The organism is Bradyrhizobium sp. 31Argb, from assembly GCF_043638955.1.
Lineage (GTDB): Bacteria > Pseudomonadota > Alphaproteobacteria > Rhizobiales > Xanthobacteraceae > Bradyrhizobium.
The window spans coordinates 1-20910 of record NZ_JBEGDB010000091.1 but is presented as its reverse complement, the minus strand read 5'-3'; the positions used below and the strand labels follow the sequence as shown (position 1 = coordinate 20910).

Below are 20910 nucleotides of genomic sequence, written 5' to 3'. Positions count from 1 at the left end.
ATGCCGGCAAGCAGGTTTGCCCCAACGTCACGGCGAGTTGCAAAGTCCTGTGGTAAAGCTCGTTCCGTGAGATTTCGCGAATCAGATCGACGCGTTGCTCCGCGCGTTTCTTGGGTTGCATCTGGGCGTGGCGTGCTCGCCGCGCTGGGTTTCGCCATCGCCCTCGCGCTGGTCGGGACCGGTCCGGCGCGGGCGGCGGAAAGCTATGCGATCGCGATGCACGGCGCGCCGGCATTGCCGGCCGATTTCACCCATATGCCCTACGTCAATCCCGATGCGCCCAAGGGCGGCCGGCTGACCTGGGGCATCCTCGGGACATTCGACAGCCTCAACCCGCTGATCGTTCGTGGCCTCGCCGTGCAGCAGATCAGGGGTTTCGTCGTCGAGAGCCTGCTGGCGCGCGGCAATAACGAGCCGTTCACGCTCTACGGCCTGCTCGCCAAAACGGTCGAGACCGACGATGCGAGAAGCTACGTCACCTTCCATCTCGATCCCCGCGCCCGCTTTTCCGACGGCAAGCCCGTCACCGCCGAGGACGTGCTGTTCTCCTGGGAGCTGTTGCGCGACCACGGCCGTCCCAACCACCGGCAATATTATGCGAAGGTCGCGAAAGCCGATTCCCCCGACCCGCTCACGGTGCGCTTCGACCTCGCAGGCGCCAACGACCGCGAACTGCCGCTGATCCTCGGATTGATGCCGGTGTTGCCGAAATACGCGGTCGATCCGGCTACCTTCGAGGACACCACGATGACGGGGCCGATCGGCTCCGGCCCCTATCGCGTCGGCGCAGTGAAGCCGGGCGCGAGCGTCATGCTGGAGCGCAATCCGGACTATTGGGGCCGCGACCTTCCGGTCAATCGCGGCCTCTACAATTTCGACGAGATCAGGCTCGATTTCTACCGCGAGGCCAATGGCCAGTTCGAAGCCTTCAAGCGCGGCCTCTACGATTTCCGCGTCGAGGCCGAACCGCTGCGCTGGCACGACGGCTATGATTTCCCCGCGGCCCGCAACGGCGAGGTCATCCGCGACACCATCAAGACCGGGACGCCGCAACCTTCCGAATTCCTGGTGTTCAACACCCGCCGTCCGCTGTTTGCAGACGTCCGCGTGCGCAAGGCGCTGACGCTCCTGTTCGATTTCGAATGGATCAACCGCAACTACTTCTTCGGCCTCTATGCCCGCAGCGGCAGCTTCTTCGCCGGCTCCGAACTGTCCGCCTATGGCCGGCCTGCCGACGAGCGCGAACGAGAATTACTGCAGCAGGCGAACGCGCATATTGCGCCCGACATTCTCGACGGCAGCTATCACCTGCCGGTCAGCGACGGCTCAGGCCGCGACCGTACCGCGCTGCGCAGCGCTCTCGCACTGCTGTCGGAGGCCGGCTATGAACTCGAGGGCACGGTGCTACGTAACCGCGCGACCAAGGCGCCGGTTGCGTTCGAGATCCTGGTGACGACCCGCGACCAGGAACGGATCGCGCTCGCTTACCAGCGCGACCTCAAGCGTGCCGGCATCGAGGTGCGCGTGCGCGCGGTCGATCCGGTCCAGTTCGACCAGCGCCGGCTCGGCTACGAGTTCGACATGCTCCAGAATCGCTGGGATCAATCGCTGTCGCCCGGCAACGAGCAGTCGTTCTATTGGGGCAGCCAGGCCGCCGACATCCCCGGCACCAGGAATTACATGGGCGCCAAGGATCCGGCGATCGACGCCCTGATCGCCGCGCTCCTGGAGGCGCGGGAGCGGCCCGCCTTCGTCTCGGCGGTGCGGGCGCTGGACCGCACGCTGATGTCCGGCTTCTACGCAATTCCCCTGTTTAACATCGCGGAGCAATGGATCGCGCGCTGGAATCGGATAGAACGGCCAGAGAGCACTGCCCTGACCGGCTACCTGCCGGAAACTTGGTGGCAGAGGCCAGAGTCGCAACCGAAGTAGCCGCAGGCCAAGTAATGCAACCGAAGTTGATGCAACCGACGTTGAACCCGTGACCCAGTCCGCTTCGCCCACGCTCGATTCCCTGTTCAAGCGCGTGCTAGCGCGGCAGCCGGACGCGCTGGCGCTGGTCGATCCGCTCAACAAGCAGCGCATCACCGGCCAGACGCGCAAGCGGTTGACCTATGCGCAAGCCGACCGCGCGATCTCGGCGCTAGCGGCGCATTTCATTGAAGCGGGATTGCCGGCCAATTCGGTGCTGGCCGTGCAATTGCCGAACACGGTCGAATTCGCGCTGACGGTGCTGGCGGCCCATCGCTGCGGCCTGGTGGTCGCGCCCATGCCGCTGCTCTGGCGGCACGCCGAACTGACCGCGGCATTGAACCGCACCGCCGCGCGGGCGATCGTGACGACGAGCCGGATCGACGGCGTCATCTACGCCGACTTCGCGATGAACGCGGCGGCGGAAGCGTTCTCGATCCGCCATGTCTGCGGTTTCGGCAACGATCTGCCCGAAGGCATGGCCTCGCTCGACCAGGCCATCCTGCGGGAATCCTCGACCACGCGGGCGGTGATCCAGGACGGCCGCAAGGCCTCGCTGATCTCGTTCGATGTGACCGCCGATGGCTTCCGTCCGGTACCGCGCGCCCATTTCGCCGTGATCGCCGGCGGACTTGCGATGTCGCTGGAGAGCGACGTGCCGCAGGGCGCAACCATCATGTCAACTTTTGCCCCGATGTCCTTCGCGGGGCTGGCTTCTTCGCTTGCAGTCTGGCTGCTCACCGGCGGCACTTTGGTACTGCACCACCCCTTCGACGAAGAGGTGCTGCAGACCCAGATCAATGACCATGCCTGCGACACGCTGATTGCGCCAGCGCCTCTGGCGCTGCGGCTGGCCGAACTCGACCTCGACGCCAACATGCCGAGCGTGCGGAACGTGATCGGGCTGTGGCGGGCACCCGAACAGGTCGCCGCCGGCGCGTCCTGGACTGCGCAGCGCGCGACGCTGACGGATGTCTATCTGTTCGGCGAAGCCGGCCTGTTCGGCGCGCGCCGGACCGCCGAGGACGGTTCACCCGCGCCGATCCAGCCGGGTCCGCATGGCGCGCCGCGCGAACTCCCGGGCTCCTCCATTGCCGGCGAGATCCTGCTGACGCCAACGGGTACGCTTGGCCTGCGCGGGCCGATGGTGCCCGCCGCAGCCTACGCACCGCCGCAAGTGCCGAACGACGCGTTGATAGCCCCGCCGCCCCGCGACTACGTCGACACCGAATATGCAGCGCGGCTCGACCGTTCGACCGGCGCCATCAATATCACCGCGCCGCCGTCCGGCATCATGGCGGTTGGTGGCTACCGCTTCCTCGCCAACGACCTGCAGGAATGGTCGCGCCGGCTCGGCCAGGGCGCGCTGCTCACCGCTCTGCCCGACCGCCTCGCCGGCCATCGCCTCGCCGGGCGCGCCCAGGACAATGCGCGCGCCCGCAACGCCATGACAGAACTCGGCCTCAATCCATTGATGGTCGAAGCCTTTCGCGATCGGACCGGCGGCATCTGAGCAAACCCCGCGTTAGAGCATGATCCGGAAAAGTGGAAGCCGGTTTTCCGAAAAGATCATGCTCAAACAAAGCGATGAGTTCATGATCCGATTCCGCCTAATCGGATCATGATCTCACGTTGACGCTGCATTAAGCGGCGGCGACTAGCATGGCGGCCAAAGCTTCCGCCCGATCCGAGTTGCCGAATGCCCCAGCAAGGCCCGATCCTGATTGCCTCGACCACGGGTCGGCCGGCCTTTGCGCGCGCGCTCGATGAGAGCAGGCTGTTTCCGGTGATCGAGACCACATGGACTGACGCCGCGCGCGCAGTCGCCCAGGTACAGCCAGCCGCCGTGATCGCCGCTGCCTCGACCGGAGATGAGGCGGGACTTGCCGAATTGGCAGCGATGGTCGCGCCGCGCCAGCCCTATCTGCCGCTGATCGCCGTCGATCCCGAAGCGGCGTTGCCCGACAATGCGATTCCGTTCTTTCATGCCGAGAAGCATCCCAGCCGCCTGCTCGCACGTCTGAATGCGGTGCTGCGCATCCGCTCGCTGCATTCGACCGTGATGCGGCGCTTGGTGCCACCTTCGCCGATCCTGCTTTCGGATATCGATACCAGCCGCGACGCGACCGTGCTCCTGATCGGCCGCGGCGGCGCCTACCCGGCGCTCTCGGTCGTGCTCGGCGAGCGCTGCGGCGTGGTCGGCGCGCTCAGCATCGAGGCGGCCGCCAAGCATCTCAATTCCCGCGACGTCGACGGCATCGTGCTCGGCGAAGGCTTCACGCTGCGTGTGATCGATGCCTTCCTGACGGTACTCGCCGAAGATGCCCGCTTCCGCAATCTGCCGGTCGTGGCGACGCCGAACGGGCTCGCTCCGAGCTACGAATTGCCGCATCTCGAGCTGGTTGGTGGCGAGCCGGCCGACGTCGCCGCGACCGCGCTGCCTTTGGTGCGCCAGCACGCGTTCGAAGTGCATTTGAGCCGGACGCTGCGCGCGATCGACGCCGAGGGCCTGATCGATGCGCGCACCGGCCTGCTCACGCACACCGCCTTCGAGCGCGATTTCGCCACCGCCGTCTATCAGACCATCGAGCACGGCGGCGCGTTGAGCGTGGCGCGCTTCGCCTTCGATCCCGCCCATCCGCGCGCGCAGTTCGACGGCGCGCGCATTATCAGCCGCCTGATGCGCCAGATGGATTTCGGCGCGGCCCAGGAAGACGGATCGGTCATCGTCGTCTTCGCCGGCGCCGACTTGCGCAACGCCCACGCGATCGCGCGTCGCCTCTCCAGCGTCACACCAGCCATGGCAAGCGCGATATGCATTCCGATCCCAGCGTGAGCGTCGCTACGCTGCTGCCGAACGACACGGCAAGATCACTGCTCGCGCGGCTACATGACGAGGCGCATCGCGCGGCGTCGTAGCAGCGCAGTCGAAGAGCGCGCGGCGACCGCCGATCTTAAGAACGTGGATGATGACGAGTCCGCTATCGCGCCGCAATTCTTGGCTCGAACCTGTCGGCAAACGCCATCCATTCCGGAAGCGGCGCGCCGTCGCGGTGCCGACCGCCCGCAACTGCCGCCGCCCAGGCGCTGACGGCTCCGAGCAAGGCGGCGACCGCCACCGAAAACGCCAGGATGATGGTGCTGCGACGCGCGCGAGCGATCGCCGTCTTCGAACTCGCAATCGCCTGATCGACTCGCCGTTCGGCATCGCCAGCGGAAAGGCCGGTCCACGCCTGGACCTGCTGAATCAGATAGGTCCGGTCATCGCCGTTCACCCCATTGTGGCTCGACGACGTCATGAGTATCCGGCCGGCCTCGGCGCGTTCGGCGCTGATATCAGCATTGGGAGGCCGACGTGGCGCGCGCAGCAGCCGATCGAGCTCGTAGCTCAGAAGCGGTTCGGCGGCGCTGGTGCTTCCCATCGTAAGCGATGGAGACGAACGGTTGACCGTGGCTGCGCTCACAATTGCCGCCAGTGCGGCCCCGAGGAGAACCGCGAGCGCCCAGGCCGTCAGGCCATGAAGACCGTCCCGCGTTTCCGTCTCCAAGTTGCGCGCCGCATCAAAGCCGCCGCGCGTGCGACCCGCAATGTACCCGCCGAGACCGAAACTGACGATCGCCTGCAAGATCAGATAAAGCCCCGACAGCAACGCCAGCGCGGCGGATGCGTCTCGCCAGGTTGGAGAGGCCGAGCTGACGCCAAGACCGATGGTGACGCCAAAGGTTACCAGGATGAAGGCAAACGCCGCAGCAGCGAGCGCGCCCCCGACTATGGGCGTCCAATGCAGATATCGGGCTTCGTCAGCTAGCGTCAGCGCTTCGTCTTCGACGAGCGTAGGAGCTTCGATTGTCATGGTCGAACTCCTCAGCGCAGACCAAAAAACGAAAGGATGGCCATTATCACGACGATCAGGCCAATCAGATAGATTAGCTGGTTCATTTCAGTCCTCCTCCACCGGCTATAATCGCAGCTCGTTGGGAAGGTTCCTGTGAGACGCCGACGCGCCGCGCCACACGGCCTTGGGGCCAAAATGGTTTTCTCAAATGTGAATTTCGGCCCTCTGGCGGCATTCAGGCCGCCGTCCGATGCCGGCGCTCGTCTTGGAGCACCGGTATCGTTTCCCACTGCCTCTGCGTGCGATCAAGACCGCGGCGGCACGTTTGCCAGCAGCGGGCCCAATCCTTCCGCGATGGTGAGATGCGCGATGACGGCATCACGCAGCTTTGGGTACGGCAAGCCGGCGAGCATTGCGGCCTGGATGACGGCCATGACCTCGCCGGCCTCGGAACCGATCATTGAAAAGCCGAGGATACGGTCGTCGTTCGCGCTGACGACCACCTTCATGAAGCCGTCGGTCTCGTCGGTTGCCAGCGTGCGCAGGACATGACTCATCGACAGCTTCGCGACACGCGCAGGGATACCCTGCCGCTTGGCTTCCTGCTCGGAGAGGCCGACACGTGCGAGCGGCGGATCGGTGAACACGACATAAGGAATGAGGCGATCGTCGGTCCTGCGGCTGCCGCCAGCCATGTTGTCCCTTACAATTCTGAAGTCATCGACCGAGACATGCGTGAACTGGGGGCTACCGCAGCATTCGCCGATGGCCCAGACACCGGGCGCAGTCGCCTGCAGACGTTCGTTGACACGAATGAAGCCGCGGGCATCGAGTTCTATTCCGGCTTCGTCGAGCCCGATGCCGGCGGTGTTGGCGACCCGGCCAACTGCCACAAGCAAGTCGCTGCCTTCGATCTTCTCTTCGCCCTTGAGGCTACGCACGCTCACCGACACGGTATCGCCGGAAACACCATGGACACTGACGGGTTGGGCGTTCAGCAGCACGTCAATCCCCTCGCCGCTCAGAATGCGCTGAATCTCTTCGGCCGCATCGGCATCTTCCCGTCCCATGAGCTGGCGACCCGGCTCGATGATCGTCACCCGGCTGCCGAACCGACGGAAGCCCTGCGCCATTTCGACACCGACATAGCCGCCCCCGAGTACGATCAAGTGCGACGGCGCGTAGTCGAGCTCCAGCGCTTCGATATGAGTAAGCGCACGCGCGGCCTTGAGACCGGCGATATCAGGAATGGCTGCGTGCGTACCAACATTGAGGACAACCTCGTCACCCGCGAGCAAGCGGATACCCCCATCGTTCAACGCGACCTGAAGGGTCTTCGGACCCACGAAGTGGCCGCTGCCCATGATGAGTTCCGCGCCGCTCTCCTTGTAGGCGTTCAGGTGGAATGCGATCTCGCGATCGACCATGCCCTGTTTGCGAGCGCGCACCTTGCCCATATCGGTCTTGACCGCACCAGTCAGTGACCCGAAATGCGCAGCGTTCCGCACGAGGTGAGCGACCCGCGCACTCCAGATTTCATTCTTCGATGGGAGACAGGCGACTGCCGGGCAGGCACCGCCGACCCAGCGGCGCTCGACCACGGCGACTTTCTTGCCGGAACGGCCAAGATGCCATGCGAGCTGCTTTCCGCCCTGACCGCTGCCGAGGATGACGATATCGAAGTGTTCAGCCTGAGACATGGATGATCTCCGTGTTGTCTCCGAAACGGACCCTTACCTCCGAGGACATAGGATTGCGCCAGAAGCGCCACCGCTATGCGCCGCTGATCGTGATCGCGCTCATGCATATGGTTGCGGCTGGAACCTTCGCGGTGGAGAGCGCTGCCCTGGCTGCCGCCGCGCCGAAGTTCCGCGCGCGACACTCGTCGCGTGTGGCGGGGTTTGCGTCGCGCCTCTGCTGCTGCGCTCCTAGAGCATGATCCGGAAAAGTGGAAACCGGTTTTCCGAAAAGATCATGCTCAAACAAAGAGATGAGATCATGATCTCCGAGCAAACGCTTCGCGTTGTCGCGAGGGAAAGCCGGTTTCTACTTTTCCGGATCCTGCTCTAGAATCTCCAGGTGAAGCTGCCCTTGACCGAATGATCCTGCACGCGGTCGGCGAGTTGGCCGACATAGGCGATGCCGACGCTGGCTTGCGGCGTGACCCGCAGATCGAGCCCGCCTTCGACCAGCGCCGCGTTGCGCGCGAGCGGTACGCCCGCCACCATGAAGTTCGCGCCCGTGCTCTGGAACGCGAGCGCCGCTGTCGGGGTGACATCACCGAGAGCGTACTGCCACGCCACCGAGGCGCGTGGCGTCAGCGACATGCCGTTGGTCAGCAGGAAACTGGTGGCGATGCGCGCGCCGAGCGTTGAGTAGCCGACGTCTTCCTTGGTGCCGGAGCCGAGCAGCGCGGCGATGCCGCTGCCGCCGGTCTCATTGAAACTGTTGGTGTCGAGATGGACCCAGGCAAGCCCAGCAAAGGGCTCGAGCGCGACCTGTCCGAATGTCAGCCCATAACCCGCCTCGCCGAACACCTGCGCGGTGGTCGCGTCGTAACGGGCGCGTGCAGTGTCGAAGAAATTCGGGAACATGATCGAACGGCTGGTGTCGAGCGTGCTGAAGCTTGCCGCCGCGCCGCCGCGCAGGCTGAGTGCGCCGTAGGTCGCACCGACATAACCGGCGAGATGCGCGGTCTCGACATCAGCGGAACTCGCCCGGTCGCTGACGCGGACGGTTGAACTGGTGTAGCCGCCGGCGATGCCCGCGATCCAATTGGGACCGAAGCGATGATCGACGCCGCTGAAGAAACCGGCGAGATCGCGGCGCATGCCAGCGGCATTGCCGTCGCCGCCGAACCGGCCCCAGGCGCCGACGCCCTGAACGCCGTCTCGGGACGCCACGCCGGCGCTGCGGGCGGCGCCTTCATCGGGAACGCCGACTTGTGCGCCCCCGCATAGGCGAGCGCGGAACTGACCGACATCGACTCCATCGCGGCTAGTTGCGGGCCGCCGGAGGTGAGCGCGGCCATCGGACCCGCGTCGCCCGTGAATGAAGCCTGCCGCAACCGCCCGAGTACGGCCTCGCGCAGATAGCGGGAGTCGTCGAGCATCGCGGTCTGCGCGCTGGCATGCACCTCGCCCGACAGCGCATCGAACGCCTGCCGCGCGCCGGCCGCACTCTGGTTGAGCACGGCAATCACCAGCGGGCTGGTCAGTGAACTCTCCTGCAAGGCGCTGGCCGCCGCGCGCTGGTTCGGGGTCTCCGCAACGTCGGGGAATGTTGTGCGGCTACGAGTGAAAGTCAGGAATACGTCGTTGGCATCGTAGCTCAACGTCGGCGCCAGGAAGATGAGGCTGCTGCTGACATCGGCAAACGTGCCGGTGATACCGCCGTTGGCGGTAAGGATGGTGTAGGCGGTCTGCGGCGCAAAGGTGCCGCTCTGCGCCAGCGCCAGTACGGCGCCGCCATTAAGGCTTGCGGTTCCGGTAGCAACAATCCTGTCGGATTGGCCAGCCGCATTGACCTCGACCTGGTAGATCGAGCCTGCCGCGAAGCTGACATTGCCGGCGACGTCCAGGGTGCCGATCGAATTGCCGGGCGCCACGGCGCCGCCATTCGCAACAGCGAGGCCGCCGATGGTGCCAATGCCGCCGAGCGCGCCGCCGCCGTTCACCGTGACGGCGCTGGCGAGGCTCCCGCCGGCGTGGCTGTCGTCGCCGATCACGAGCTTGCCGGCGTTGACCGTCGTCGGGCCGGTGTAGGTGCTCTGGCCGTTGAGAACCAGGGTATTGGGAGCGGCCTTGATGAGGGCACCGGCTCCGGTGATGACATTGTTGAGCGTGATGTCCGGGGATTGGTCAAACGTCAGCGTACCGGCCTGGATTGCAATATTGCCGGTCAGGCCCGGGTTCGAGTTGCCGAAGATGAGTGTGTTTGCCCCGCTGAGAAAGGTGAGCGCATTGGCGCGTGTCACACCGTCGTTGGACAAGCCGCCTGAAATCGTGCCGTTGTTGATGACAGTCGCATTCATGCCGACGATGCCGGCACCGCCGCCAAGGGTGCCACCGCTGCCGCCATCTCCCCCGTTGATCGATCCTGTATTGGTGAGCGATGAACCCGAGAGAATGGCACCGGCTCCGCCACCACTGCCGCCCGCCCCACCGCCGCCGCCTCCGAGACCGCCGCGAATGATGGCGCGGTTGTCGAGCGACGAGCCGCCGCTCAGGGACACGCCCGCGCCACCGCTCCCAGCAGGGGCAAGGACACCACCCAGTCCCACGGCGCCGCTGCCGCCGGTACCGCCGGTGATGTTGCCATTGTTGATAACCGAAAGTGCGGCCCCGACAAGGCCGGCACCGCCAGCGCCTCCGACGCCACCACCTCCAGCGCCGACGGCTGCGCCGGCCGTCCCGCCGGTGCCCCCAGCGATTGTACCGGTGTTGGTGAAGCTGGCACCTGTGGCACTGAATTGAACGCCCACGCCACCGCTGCCGCCACCACCGCCGGTGTCAGGATACGGGGGGCCACCGTAACTTCCCGACTTGCCGCCGTCGCCGCCACTGCCAGCGGTGATGGTCCCGCTATTGCTGCTGGCGCCGCTGCCGGTGATCACCGCACCGTAGCCGCCTGCCCCGCCGCCGCCGCCGCCCGCGCCCGTCGTCGCCGGATTGCCGTCGCCGCCCTTGCCGCCTCGGCCGCCGATCATCGTCCCGGTGTTGGTCAGGATGGCCGTACCGGCACCGTTGCCATTGTAGCCGCCACCGCCGCCGCTGCCGCCGAAGAGGCCACTCTGTCCGTCGTGACCGTTCGGATCGCTCGCGGTACCTCCAGTGCCACCAGGGAGACCGCTGAACGCGCTACCGCCGTTACCGCCCCCCGCGCCGCCGCCAGCGCGCGAATCAGCACGTACGCTATCGCCCGGATTCCCGGTGTAACCAGCGCCGCCACCCCCAGGGGTCCAGCCGAACCCGGCGCCGCCCTGACCTCCGTCAGCCCACGCCGCCATGGTGAAGCCGACAACCACACAAAAAGCGGTGGAACCGACGCGCATGACGCGCCGAACGTGCCGGCGATGACAATCGTGGCCCCGCGACTGGCGGTCCGAACATTTCCACGTCATTGCAGCCCCCACGACCCACTACCAATTTTCCGCGCACGTCTCTGTTGTCGCGAAACCACCCGCACGATTTCTGATCACATCAATCTGTGCTGCGACTTGCCCATTGCCGAAGCCGATGTTCACGAGAGAGTTCGCGACATTGGAGTACAGCAACGTTCATACTTGCGCTTGCTCCTCGATGACACCGAGCGAAACGACGCACGCGGATGCGTTGCGAACAGTCTTAGATGAATCACGATCTGACCACTACCCGAAGGGGTATACAGGCGTCGCTGTGAGCGATAAGGAAAACGAGCGAGGCTTTGCTGCAACAGATCGGGTTCCCGATTGCTGCAAACTGCGCGCAAAATAGATTCAATCTCAACCAGAAACTGCAACGCAGAATCCCATGGACAACAGGGACAATAATCTAGACGCCGAGATCATCCATCTTTACGAGTCGGAACCCGATCTTCACGCACTACCCCGCCTGCTGTTCACGAGCATCGGCAGACTGATCGACGCGGAAGTTGTGAGCTTCTCCGAGTTTCATCACGCGAGTCAGGATTTTCGCGCATTGGTTTCGGTCGAAGACGATCCTGAAAAGCGTGCGCGCGCGATGCAGGCCTTTGTCCGTCACCGGCACTCGCATCCGTTCTGGCAATATGATCCCGCCTTCTACGGCGAGCGTGCGCTGCGCGAGTCGGATTTTTTCACCGATGAAGAGTACGTCGAACTCCCGATGGCCAGGGAAGCGTTCCTGCCGTCAGGCGCCCGTCGCATGATGGCGATCGTGCTGCAGCATGCCGACTATGTGGTCACGATCGTCGGCCATCGTGTGTTGGATCGCCCGCCCTTCAGCGATTTGGATCGCGACCGTCTCGAAGCGTTCCGTCCGCACATTCTGCGAAGCTATCGGCAGGCTCAGGAGCGCACTCTCGCCAAGCTCACTCCGGCCGATCGGCTGCGGCTGGCCTTCCCCGCGCTCACGCCGCGCCAGATCGAGGTGGCGTCGTGGATTGCGCTGGGCAAGACGAACGATGAGATCGCCAGCATCCTCGATATCGGCGTCGATGCGATCAAGGCGCACGTCAAGGCGATCAACAGCAAGATCGACTCGGACAGCCGCCGTGCGGCCATCGTCATCGCCCACACCACACCGCCTTTCGCCGATCTGCCGCCGCTCTGGAAGCTCGATCTCGACGCGTGGGGTGGCCAGGCGCAGCCGTGAGCTTCTTCGTCAGTAGCAGCGCGTGATGTTGACGGTCTGCTCTCCGCCGCCACGGCCGGGGACGGTCACGCTCTCGGAGGGACAGCTCGACACATAGGGTCGATCGGAAGGTACGACCATCGGCGGATAGCGATGGGCCCAATCCCAGGGGACGTCATAGGTGTAGGTGTTGCGGAAGTCGCCCGAGACCGATTGCGATTGCGGAATGCCGGCGAAGCCTTCGCTCGCCGCTGGCGCATCGAAATAGCCGGCTGTGCCCGGCCAGAAGCCGCCGGCAAAGCCTCTCCGGTGCGGCCGGAACGATGGGCCGACGTGCCCACGTGCAACCGACGGTGCCGAAGCAACCCCTCCGCGCGCCGCCCCTCCCGACCTCGCGGATGCATCGTTCGCAGCAAACAGAAGCGCTGCCGCGCCAACAGACGCGATCAACGCGCCACAGATTCGATAGCTCATGGTACGCACCAACTCGCCGGTTACGGAGCCGCACTCGGCGCACGCTAGGCCATGCGCTTTCGTGCCGCCAACGCATACTTAACTGGTAGTTAAGCAGTAATATTAACAGCGCGCCATTGTCTCAAAACATCGGGATCGGCAGCGCGTGCGCGACCGGCATCCCAGAACAGGAAGGCAAGCTTACGCCGCCTTCTTGTTCTCGGCGAGATTGGCAAGTTGCCGCAGGATTTCCGTTGTCCCGGCAAGGCGTTCTTCCGGAGTCTTCCATTCCTGGAAGAACACGACCTTCATGTCGGGCCGCACCTTCGCGGCCTGGCCATGCTGGCGGATGAAGGCGACCAGGCGATCCGGCTGGGCAAAGGCATTGTCGCGGAACGAGATCACGGCGCCCTTCGGACCGGCATCAACCTTCTCGACATTGGCTGTGCGGCAATAGGCCTTGATCGTCGCGACCTTGAACAGGTAGCGCACCTCGTCCGGCAGCACGCCGAAGCGGTCGCGCATCTCGGCCGCGAAATTGTCGATCTCCTCCTCGGTATCGAGATCGGCGAGCCGCCGGTACAGCGACAGCCGCACCGCGAGATCGTTGACGTAATCCTCGGGAATGAGCACGGGCATGCCGATCGTGATCTGCGGCGACCAGCGGTCGGCGGCAGGCTCGGCAACGCCGGCCTTGAGATTGACGATCGCCTCCTCCAGCATCGATTGATAGAGCTCGAAGCCGACTTCCTTGATGTGACCGGACTGCTCCTCGCCCAGAAGATTGCCGGCGCCGCGGATGTCGAGGTCGTGGGAGGCGAGCTGGAAGCCCGCGCCCAGCGTTTCCAGCGACTGCAGCACCTTCAGCCGCCGCTCGGCCTGCGGCGTGATCTTCTGCTGCGCCGGCAGCGTGAACAGCGCGTAGGCGCGCAGCTTCGAGCGCCCGACCCGGCCGCGGAGCTGGTAGAGCTGGGCGAGACCGAACATGTCGGCACGGTGCACGATCAGCGTGTTGGCGTTGGGGATATCGAGCCCGGATTCCACGATCGTGGTCGATAGCAGGATGTCGTACTTGCCGTCGTAGAACGCGGACATGATGTCCTCGATCACGGTCGGCGGCATCTGGCCGTGCGCCACCGCGACCTTCATCTCCGGCACGTTCTTGTCGAGGAAGTCTTTCACACCAGCGAGATCCTCGATGCGCGGCACCACATAGAACGCCTGCCCGCCGCGATAGCGCTCGCGCAAGAGCGCCTCGCGGATCATCAAGGGATCATGCGGCGCGACGAAGGTGCGCACCGCGAGCCGGTCGACCGGGGGCGAGGCAATGATCGAGAGCTCGCGCACGCCGGTCAGCGCAAGCTGAAGCGTGCGCGGGATCGGCGTCGCGGACAGCGTCAGCACATGCACCTGGGCCCGCAACTGTTTCAGCCGCTCCTTGTGGCCAACGCCGAAATGCTGCTCCTCGTCGACGATGAGCAGGCCGAGATCCTTGAACTTGATTGATTTGCCGAGCAGCGCATGGGTGCCGACGACGACATCGACGCTGCCATCGGTGAGCCCCTTCTTGACCTGCGTCAATTCCTTCGCTGCGATCAGCCGCGAGGCCTGCGCGACATTGACCGGGAAGCCACGGAAGCGCTCGGCAAAGGTCTTGCTGTGCTGGCGCGCCAAGAGCGTGGTCGGCACCACGACCGCAACCTGCTTGCCGTCGAGCGCGACCGCAAACGCTGCGCGCAGCGCCACTTCGGTCTTGCCGAAGCCGACGTCGCCGCAGATCAGCCGGTCCATCGGATGGCCGCTCTCGAGGTCCTTCAGCGTCGAGTTGATCGCGCCAAGCTGGTCCTCGGTCTCGTCATAGGGGAAGCGCGCGCAGAACTCGTCATAGACATGCGGCTGCACCGGCATCTTCGGCGCTTCGTGCAGCATGCGCTCGGCCGCGATCTTGATCAGCTCGCCCGCAATCTCGCGGATGCGGTTTTTGAGCTTCGCTTTGCGCGCCTGCCAGCCGATGCCGCCGAGGCGATCGAGTTCGACATTGGCGCCGTCGGAGCCGTAACGCGACAGCAGCTCGATATTCTCGACCGGCAGGAACAGTTTTGTCTCCGCCGCATAATGCAATTCGAGACAGTCATGCGGTGCGCCCCCGACCTCCAGCGTCTGCAGGCCGACGAAGCGGCCGATGCCGTGCTCGACATGGACGACGAGATCGCCGGCCGCGAGACTCGTGACCTCCGAGATGAAATTGTCGAGCTTGCGATGCGCCTTGCGCGGCCGCACCAGGCGGTCGCCCAGGATGTCCTGCTCGCTGATGACGGCGACGTCGTCAGTCTCGAAGCCGCTTTCCATGCCGAGCACGGCGAGCATCGCCTCGTTACGCGGCGTCGCCTGCACCATGCGCCAGGTGTTGACGTTGGTGACATTGTGGAGCTTGTGGTCCTGCAGCATCGAGCCCATGCGGTCGCGCGAGCCCTCGCTCCACAACGCGATCACCACTTTCTTGCGCTGCGCCTGCAGGGCCTGCACGTGGGCGGCGACGGCCTGGAACACGTTGACGGACGTGTCGGCGCGTTCCGGCGCGAAGTTGCGGCCCTGCCGCGCGCCGGCGTCGAACACCTCCGTGCTGCCCTCAGGGACAGCGAACGGCGTCAGCCGCGCCAGCGCGCCGTCGTTCAGGCGCTGCGTCCATTCCGCCTCGGTCAGATAGAGCTGGTCCGGCGGCAAGGGCTTGTAGATCGCGCCGCCACCGGGATGCTCCATCGCCTCACGCCGCGCGTCATAGTAATCGACAATCTGCTTGAAACGCTCGCGCGCGGCGTCCTCGCCCTGCGGCTCGATCGCAACAGGCGCGCCGTCGAGATAGTCGAGCAGCGTGTCCATCCGCTCCTGGAACAGCGGCAGCCAGTGCTCCATGCCGGGATGGCGACGCCCCTCGGTGACGGCTTCATAAAGCGCATCGTCGCGCTCCGGTGCGCCGAAAGCGGCGACATAGCCCATGCGGAAGCGGCGGATGGTCTCCGTGGTGAGCTGGAATTCCGAGACCGGAACGAGATCGAGCCCGCGCATGTCCAGGAGCGTACGCTGCGTCTCGGCATCGAAGCTGCGGATCGACTCCAGCGAATCGCCGAAGAAGTCGAACCGCACCGGCTGGTCGAGCCCGGCCGGAAACAGATCGAGGATGCCGCCGCGCACGGCATATTCGCCGGGCTCCCGCACGGTGGAGGACCGCGTATAGCCGTTGTGTTCGAGCCAGGCGACGATCGAGTCCATCGGTACGACATTGCCCGGCGCGACCGACAGCGCCTGCGCCGCCACCACCTCGCGCGCCGGCACTCGCTGCACGATGGCGTTCACGGTGGTCAGCACGATCAGCGGATTGTCGCTGCCGGCGAGCCGCGACAATCGCGCCAGCGTGGTCAGGCGCTGCGCCAGGACGCCACCATGCGGCGAGACGCGGTCATAGGGCTGGCAGTCCCAGGCCGGGAACTGCATCACGCCAAGATCGGGCGCGAAGAATTCCAGCGCGCGGGCGAGCTGCTGCATCCGCGGCCCGTCGCGGCACACCACGGCAAGGCTGACGGCCGGACGCTTCGGCTTCGCCGCGATCGCGCGCGCCAGATCGGCGATAACCAGCCCCTCGGCACCCTCGGCGACATTGGCAAAGGTCACCGCGCGCCCGGGGGCCAGCAGTGCGGCGGGTGATTTGGCTTGTGGCTTCATACGTCCTGTTCCACCGCGCGAAACGCCTTGATGCGGGCAAACAGCGCGCCTGCCCCTTCAAGCGGCCTGTCGCCGATCAGCGCAGCATAGAGATCGGGATCGGGCACCTCGAGCAGGTGCTCCAGTTCGGACAGCTCAGTGTCCGAGAGATTGCCGATTTCGGCGTCCGCGAAGCGGCCGAGGACGAGGTCCATCTCGCGGGTGCCACGATGCCAGCAGCGAAACAATAGCCGCTTGCGGCGGTTGTCGAGACCGTCGCTCGACCGTGTCGTTCCCGTCATGTCGCCAAAATCCATCCAAACGCCAAAAGCCCGGACGTGCCGGGCGGGGCTGATATAGCGGCTGAGGAGACCAATGTCAGCCCTTCTTGTTCCCCGATTTATCAACTGTTGCGTCATCGCCGGGCTTGACGGAACGCGGCCGGCTGATGACGGATGCTGCCATGCGCCCTGCTCTGCTCAATCCCCTGTTTGCGCCGGTCACGAGCCTGTCAGGCGTCGGACCGAAGCAGGACAAGCTGCTCCGCTATCTGCTCGACCGCAGCGAGACGCCGCGGCTGGTCGATCTGTTGCTGCATCTGCCCGCAAGCGTGATCGACCGCCGCGCGCGGCCGAAGATCCGCGACGCGGTTCCGGGCACGGTGGTGACGCTCGAGGTCACGATCGACCGCCATCGCCCGGCCCCGCCGCGCAACTCGCGCGCTCCCTATCTCGTCTATGCCAGCGACGACACCGGCGATGTGGTGCTCACCTTCTTCCGCGCCCAGCCGGGCTATGTCGAAAAGCTGCTTCCCGTCGGCGCCAAGCGCTATGTCTCCGGCACCTTGCAGATGTACGACGGCATCCCCCAGATCGTGCATCCCGACCGCGTCGTCGACGAAGAAGGCTTTGCAAAACTCTCCGGCATCGATCCGGTCTATCCGCTGACCGAGGGGCTCGCGCTCGGCTCGCTCCGCCGCGCCATCGCGCAGGCGTTGCAGAAACTCCCCTCATTGCCGGAGTGGATCAGCCCCGAGGTGCTGCGCCGCTGCAGCTTTCCGCCGATCGCGGAAGCGCTGCAACGTGTCCATGTCCCGGTCGAGCTCACCGACATCCTGCCTGACGGCCCGTTCTGGTCCCGCCTTGCCTTCGACGAGCTGCTCGCCGGGCAATTGGCGCTGGCGCTGATCCGCGCCCAGCTCCGCCGCCCCGCTGGCGACCGCAATGCCGGCGACGGCCATCTGCGCAACAAGATCATCGACGCGCTGCCTTATGCACTGACTGCTTCGCAGCGCTCCGCAATGGCGGCGATCGCGGAAGATCTGCGCCAGCCGGTGCGCATGCTGCGCCTGCTGCAGGGCGACGTCGGCTCCGGCAAGACGGTGGTGGCGCTGCTTGCGGCCGCGGCCGTCGCCGAGGTCGGCAAGCAGGCCGCGCTGATGGCGCCGACCGAAATCCTGGCGCGCCAGCACATCAAGACCATCGCCCCGCTCGCCGAACGCGCCGGCCTTCGTGTCGCGATCCTCACCGGCCGCGAGAAGGGCAAGGAGCGACGCGAGCTGCTGGCCCGGCTCGAGGCCGGCGAGATCGATCTTTTGGTCGGCACGCATGCGCTGATCCAGGACGACGTGATCTTCAAGTCGCTGGCGCTTGCGATCGTCGATGAGCAGCATCGCTTCGGCGTGCGCGAGCGGCTGGCGCTGACATCGAAAGGCGAAGCCGTCGACGTGCTGGTGCTGAGCGCCACGCCGATCCCGCGCACGCTGGTGCTCACTTATTTCGGCGACATGGACATCTCCGAATTGCGCGAGAAACCGGCCGGTCGCCAGCCAATCGATACCCGCGCGGTGCCGGCAAGCCGCATCAGCGACGTGATCGACGCCGTCGGCCGCGCGCTGAAGGCAGGCAAGCTGGTCTACTGGATCTGCCCGCTGGTAGATGAATCCGAGGCCGAAGGCACCGAACACCTGACCAACGCGACCAAGCGGTTCGAGAGCCTGCAGAAGCGTTTCGGCGACGGTGTCGGCCTCGTCCATGGCCAGATGAAAGGCGCGGAAAAGGACGCCGTGATGGCGCAGTTCGCCGCGCATGAGATCACGCTCCTGGTCGCCACCACCGTGGTCGAGGTCGGCGTCGACGTGCCGGCGGCGACTATCATGGTGATCGAGAACGCCGAACGTTTTGGGCTTGCGCAATTGCATCAACTGCGCGGCCGGATCGGGCGCGGCTCGGAAGCGTCAGCCTGCCTGCTGCTCTACCAGGAGCCGCTCGGGGAGATCGCAAAAGCGCGGCTGAAAGTGATCCGCGAAACCACCGACGGCTTCCGCATCGCCGAGGAAGACCTGAAGCTGCGCGGCGAAGGCGACGTGCTCGGCATCCGCCAGAGCGGCCTGCCCGGCTACCGCATCGCGCGGCCCGAGGTGCACGGCCAGCTCATCGCACAGGCCCGCGACGAAGCACTGCGCATCATGAAAGATAATCCAAAGCTGAAAGGCGAGCGCGGCGAAGCCTTGCGCTGCCTGCTCTATCTATTCGAACGCGACGAAGCGATCCCGCTGATCGGCGCGGGCTAATTCGTCATTGCGAGCAGCGAATCAATCCATTGCCATCGCAAACTCGGAGAGAATGGATTGCTTCGTCGCTATCGCTGCTCGCAACGACGGTGTTTGTGGCAAGCCGAACCGCAGAACTTAGTCTCCCTCATTGCGAGCGCAGCGAAGCAATCCACCGTCACCGCACGTGCGGAGGCAATGGATTGCTTCGTCGCTTCGCTCCTCGCAATGACGGTGGTGGCGCCTTACGCCTTCTTCACGTTGCAGCTCTCGGCAAACGCTCGGAGCTTCGCAACGTCCGTACCCTCGCCGTTGGCATCGGCCGCGATATGCTCGAACAGCCTGGCGAATCCCTCATAGACGAGATTGGCTGGATGATCCGGGCCGATGAAAGCCGCGATCTCGCGCATCTCGGCGACCCAGCGATACGCCTTTGGCACCATGTCCGGCAGCGCGACGCCAAGCCGCGCCAGGATTTGCGGCTGGCTCAGCGCCAGTTCGTCGCGCAAGGCAGTGGCGGCGCCCGCGCGCGTGGCCGCCAGCACCATGGCGGCGCCGACCGCCGTCAGCCCCTTGTTGATGCCGGCATAGGACATCTTGAGCGCGGAAGCCGCGCCGACCGGCCCTTCGACGATGCGCAAGTCGAGGCCGAACTGCTTGAGCACGGCGAGGTCCTGCGCATGCTCGCCCGAGACATAGAATGCTGGTCCGACTGAGCCTGGTTTCGGCGGCAAGCCGATGACCGCGCCATCGACGAAGCGCGCGCCGGAAGCAGCGATGATTTCGCCAACCTTCTGCACCGTCTCGACATTGACGGCATTGCAATCGACGACGACAGGTCTCGTTCGGAATTTCACGATACTGGCGGCCAACTGCTCGGCCAGCGCAATCGCTTCCCCCGGCGGAACGATGGAGAGGATGATATCGGCTGCGGCGATATCGGCGTCGGCGGCCGCCACCATGCCGCTGGCCGCTGCGCGCTTGGCACTCGCTTCGCTCCGGCCGTGTAGCGAGGTCAGGACGCGGGCGCCATGTTCGGCCAAGCGCTGCGCCACTGCGCTGCCCATGGCACCCGGCGCAAGGATCGCGATCGTATTGGACATGAGAGGTCCTCGAGAGTTCCGAGAGACCGTATTTGTAGAACGATCCGGCGGCAAATGCGAGTTCGCCTCACCTTCAAAACACGGCGTTAGATTCCTTGCGTGCGCGGCGGTGGCTTGCGGGCGGCGCCCGGCAGCGGCATCGGGATCACCCGCAGCTGTGGCGGTTCGGATGATTGGGGACCAGACTTGCCGAGCGCCTCGCTCACGCAACGATTGTCATTCATCTTGTCCGCCTCCAGCATACAGGCCGGAAGCATAGTGGTGCGCGTTGTAAGCTTGCGGTCGAGCACCGAGGCGATATAGCCGCGCGGCTCACCAGCCTTGAACGCAAGCCCCATCCACTGGACCTGCGCGCCCTTGGTGCTCGTCAGGCTGGCCATGCGATCGGCGCAGGGCGCGTAGTCCATGGTGATGCTCGGCTCACCCTTGCGGTCCCCAAAGAACAGCAGCGGCCGTGTCGCGCATCCCGTCGCAGGCCTGAGGAAGAGCACGAACAGTCCGAGCTCGTTGCCGCCTTCGACCGAGGCGAGAAAGAAATCCTTTGGCATTGTCGAAGGTGCGGAAGACGCGATTGTCGAGCTTCAGCGTCGCCTTGCCGGTCTGCTTGTTGTGGAAGGTTTCGACCTTGTGATCGGCGGCCGAGCCGGAACCGGTCGGCAGTCCGAGCTCGCCCGAACCGAACGCCTCCGCCACCAGCGACTGCAGGCAGTTCAATTGATCGACGCGCGTGAACAGGCAGGACGGCGCCTTGATCTCCTGGCTTTCGAGCTTGTTCGCGATAACGTATGCAATCCGTGCGGTCGGCCGGTCGTTGCGATAGGCAACGGCAGCCCAGAGCGCCCATCCCTTGCGCGTCGTCAACTGAATCTCGACCAGGTCGTTGCATGCGGCGAAGTCGGACAGGATCTGGTGAAATGGACCCCGATTGTGGGACCACGTGCTTAGTTGGAAGGGGCTGCTCCGTTTGATAGACGGAGCGCATGATG

The 20910-nt window shown here is 65.2% G+C and carries 13 protein-coding genes and 1 pseudogene; 5 read left to right on the top strand and 9 right to left on the bottom strand.

From position 1 onward, the window contains the following. Window positions 1–216: 216 nt before the first annotated feature. From AAFX91_RS19070 to AAFX91_RS19060, 3 genes and pseudogenes are all read left to right on the top strand, one after another. Window positions 217–1932: an extracellular solute-binding protein gene (locus tag AAFX91_RS19070; RefSeq protein WP_394567435.1), complete on the top strand. Its 1716-nt coding sequence runs from the start codon at window positions 217–219 to the stop codon at window positions 1930–1932. 49 nt (window positions 1933–1981) lie between these two features. Beyond that, window positions 1982–3484, top strand: a complete 1503-nt coding sequence (locus AAFX91_RS19065) for an AMP-binding protein (RefSeq protein ID WP_394567429.1) — start codon at window positions 1982–1984, stop codon at window positions 3482–3484. A gap of 186 nt (window positions 3485–3670) precedes the next feature. Continuing rightward, a pseudogene (locus AAFX91_RS19060) lies at window positions 3671–4890 on the top strand (GGDEF domain-containing protein). A gap of 62 nt (window positions 4891–4952) precedes the next feature. On the opposite strand, the gene AAFX91_RS19055 reads toward AAFX91_RS19060, so the two are convergent. From AAFX91_RS19055 to AAFX91_RS19045, 3 genes are all read right to left on the bottom strand, one after another. Beyond that, on the bottom strand, window positions 4953–5825 hold the full coding sequence (locus AAFX91_RS19055; RefSeq protein WP_394567428.1) for a hypothetical protein: 873 nt from the start codon (window positions 5823–5825) through the stop codon (window positions 4953–4955). A gap of 287 nt (window positions 5826–6112) precedes the next feature. Beyond that, window positions 6113–7507, bottom strand: a complete 1395-nt coding sequence (locus AAFX91_RS19050) for a mercuric reductase (protein ID WP_394567427.1) — start codon at window positions 7505–7507, stop codon at window positions 6113–6115. A gap of 366 nt (window positions 7508–7873) precedes the next feature. After that, a complete protein-coding gene (locus AAFX91_RS19045) occupies window positions 7874–8638 on the bottom strand; it encodes an autotransporter outer membrane beta-barrel domain-containing protein (RefSeq protein ID WP_394567426.1) in 765 nt (254 codons plus the stop codon). Window positions 8639–11317: 2679 nt separating this feature from the next. Here AAFX91_RS19045 and AAFX91_RS19040 point away from each other — a divergent pair. After that, window positions 11318–12139: a helix-turn-helix transcriptional regulator gene (locus tag AAFX91_RS19040; RefSeq protein ID WP_130581775.1), complete on the top strand. Its 822-nt coding sequence runs from the start codon at window positions 11318–11320 to the stop codon at window positions 12137–12139. 9 nt (window positions 12140–12148) lie between these two features. On the opposite strand, the gene AAFX91_RS19035 is transcribed toward AAFX91_RS19040, so the two are convergent. The 3 genes from AAFX91_RS19035 to AAFX91_RS19025 all read right to left on the bottom strand — a co-directional run bounded on the left by AAFX91_RS19035 (window position 12149) and on the right by AAFX91_RS19025 (window position 16572). Further along, on the bottom strand, window positions 12149–12592 hold the full coding sequence (locus tag AAFX91_RS19035; protein WP_394567425.1) for a hypothetical protein: 444 nt from the start codon (window positions 12590–12592) through the stop codon (window positions 12149–12151). A 180-nt stretch (window positions 12593–12772) separates the two neighbouring features. Beyond that, entirely contained in the window at window positions 12773–16291 is a 3519-nt protein-coding gene (mfd, locus tag AAFX91_RS19030) for a transcription-repair coupling factor (RefSeq protein WP_394567424.1), read from the bottom strand. Continuing rightward, window positions 16288–16572, bottom strand: a complete 285-nt coding sequence (locus AAFX91_RS19025; protein WP_130581778.1) for a succinate dehydrogenase assembly factor 2 — start codon at window positions 16570–16572, stop codon at window positions 16288–16290. Before AAFX91_RS19025 ends, mfd begins: the two co-directional genes overlap by 4 nt. Window positions 16573–16733: 161 nt before the next feature. Here AAFX91_RS19025 and recG point away from each other — a divergent pair, with 161 nt between their 5' ends. After that, window positions 16734–18842: an ATP-dependent DNA helicase RecG gene (recG, locus tag AAFX91_RS19020; protein ID WP_394567423.1), complete on the top strand. Its 2109-nt coding sequence runs from the start codon at window positions 16734–16736 to the stop codon at window positions 18840–18842. 224 nt (window positions 18843–19066) lie between these two features. On the opposite strand, the gene AAFX91_RS19015 is transcribed toward recG, so the two are convergent. The 3 genes from AAFX91_RS19015 to AAFX91_RS19005 form a co-directional block, all read right to left on the bottom strand. After that, window positions 19067–19924: a DUF1932 domain-containing protein gene (locus AAFX91_RS19015; RefSeq protein WP_394567422.1), complete on the bottom strand. Its 858-nt coding sequence runs from the start codon at window positions 19922–19924 to the stop codon at window positions 19067–19069. Window positions 19925–20010: 86 nt separating this feature from the next. Beyond that, complete coding sequence (locus AAFX91_RS19010; protein WP_394567420.1) at window positions 20011–20331, bottom strand: hypothetical protein; 321 nt, start codon at window positions 20329–20331, stop codon at window positions 20011–20013. A 13-nt stretch (window positions 20332–20344) separates the two neighbouring features. Continuing rightward, window positions 20345–20785: a hypothetical protein gene (locus AAFX91_RS19005; protein WP_394567419.1), complete on the bottom strand. Its 441-nt coding sequence runs from the start codon at window positions 20783–20785 to the stop codon at window positions 20345–20347. Between the last annotated feature and the right edge of the window lie 125 nt (window positions 20786–20910).

Coding starts and splice junctions, on each gene's coding strand:
- AAFX91_RS19025 (WP_130581778.1), bottom strand. CDS start 16,572: ATGACGGGAACGACACGGTCGAGCGACGGTCTCGACAACCGCCGCAAG.
- AAFX91_RS19015 (WP_394567422.1), bottom strand. CDS start 19,924: ATGTCCAATACGATCGCGATCCTTGCGCCGGGTGCCATGGGCAGCGCA.
- AAFX91_RS19070 (WP_394567435.1), top strand. CDS start 217: ATGCACGGCGCGCCGGCATTGCCGGCCGATTTCACCCATATGCCCTAC.
- AAFX91_RS19055 (WP_394567428.1), bottom strand. CDS start 5,825: ATGACAATCGAAGCTCCTACGCTCGTCGAAGACGAAGCGCTGACGCTA.
- AAFX91_RS19040 (WP_130581775.1), top strand. CDS start 11,318: ATGGACAACAGGGACAATAATCTAGACGCCGAGATCATCCATCTTTAC.
- AAFX91_RS19050 (WP_394567427.1), bottom strand. CDS start 7,507: ATGTCTCAGGCTGAACACTTCGATATCGTCATCCTCGGCAGCGGTCAG.
- mfd (WP_394567424.1), bottom strand. CDS start 16,291: ATGAAGCCACAAGCCAAATCACCCGCCGCACTGCTGGCCCCCGGGCGC.
- recG (WP_394567423.1), top strand. CDS start 16,734: ATGCGCCCTGCTCTGCTCAATCCCCTGTTTGCGCCGGTCACGAGCCTG.
- AAFX91_RS19010 (WP_394567420.1), bottom strand. CDS start 20,331: ATGGACTACGCGCCCTGCGCCGATCGCATGGCCAGCCTGACGAGCACC.
- AAFX91_RS19035 (WP_394567425.1), bottom strand. CDS start 12,592: ATGAGCTATCGAATCTGTGGCGCGTTGATCGCGTCTGTTGGCGCGGCA.
- AAFX91_RS19045 (WP_394567426.1), bottom strand. CDS start 8,638: ATGCGCCGCGATCTCGCCGGTTTCTTCAGCGGCGTCGATCATCGCTTC.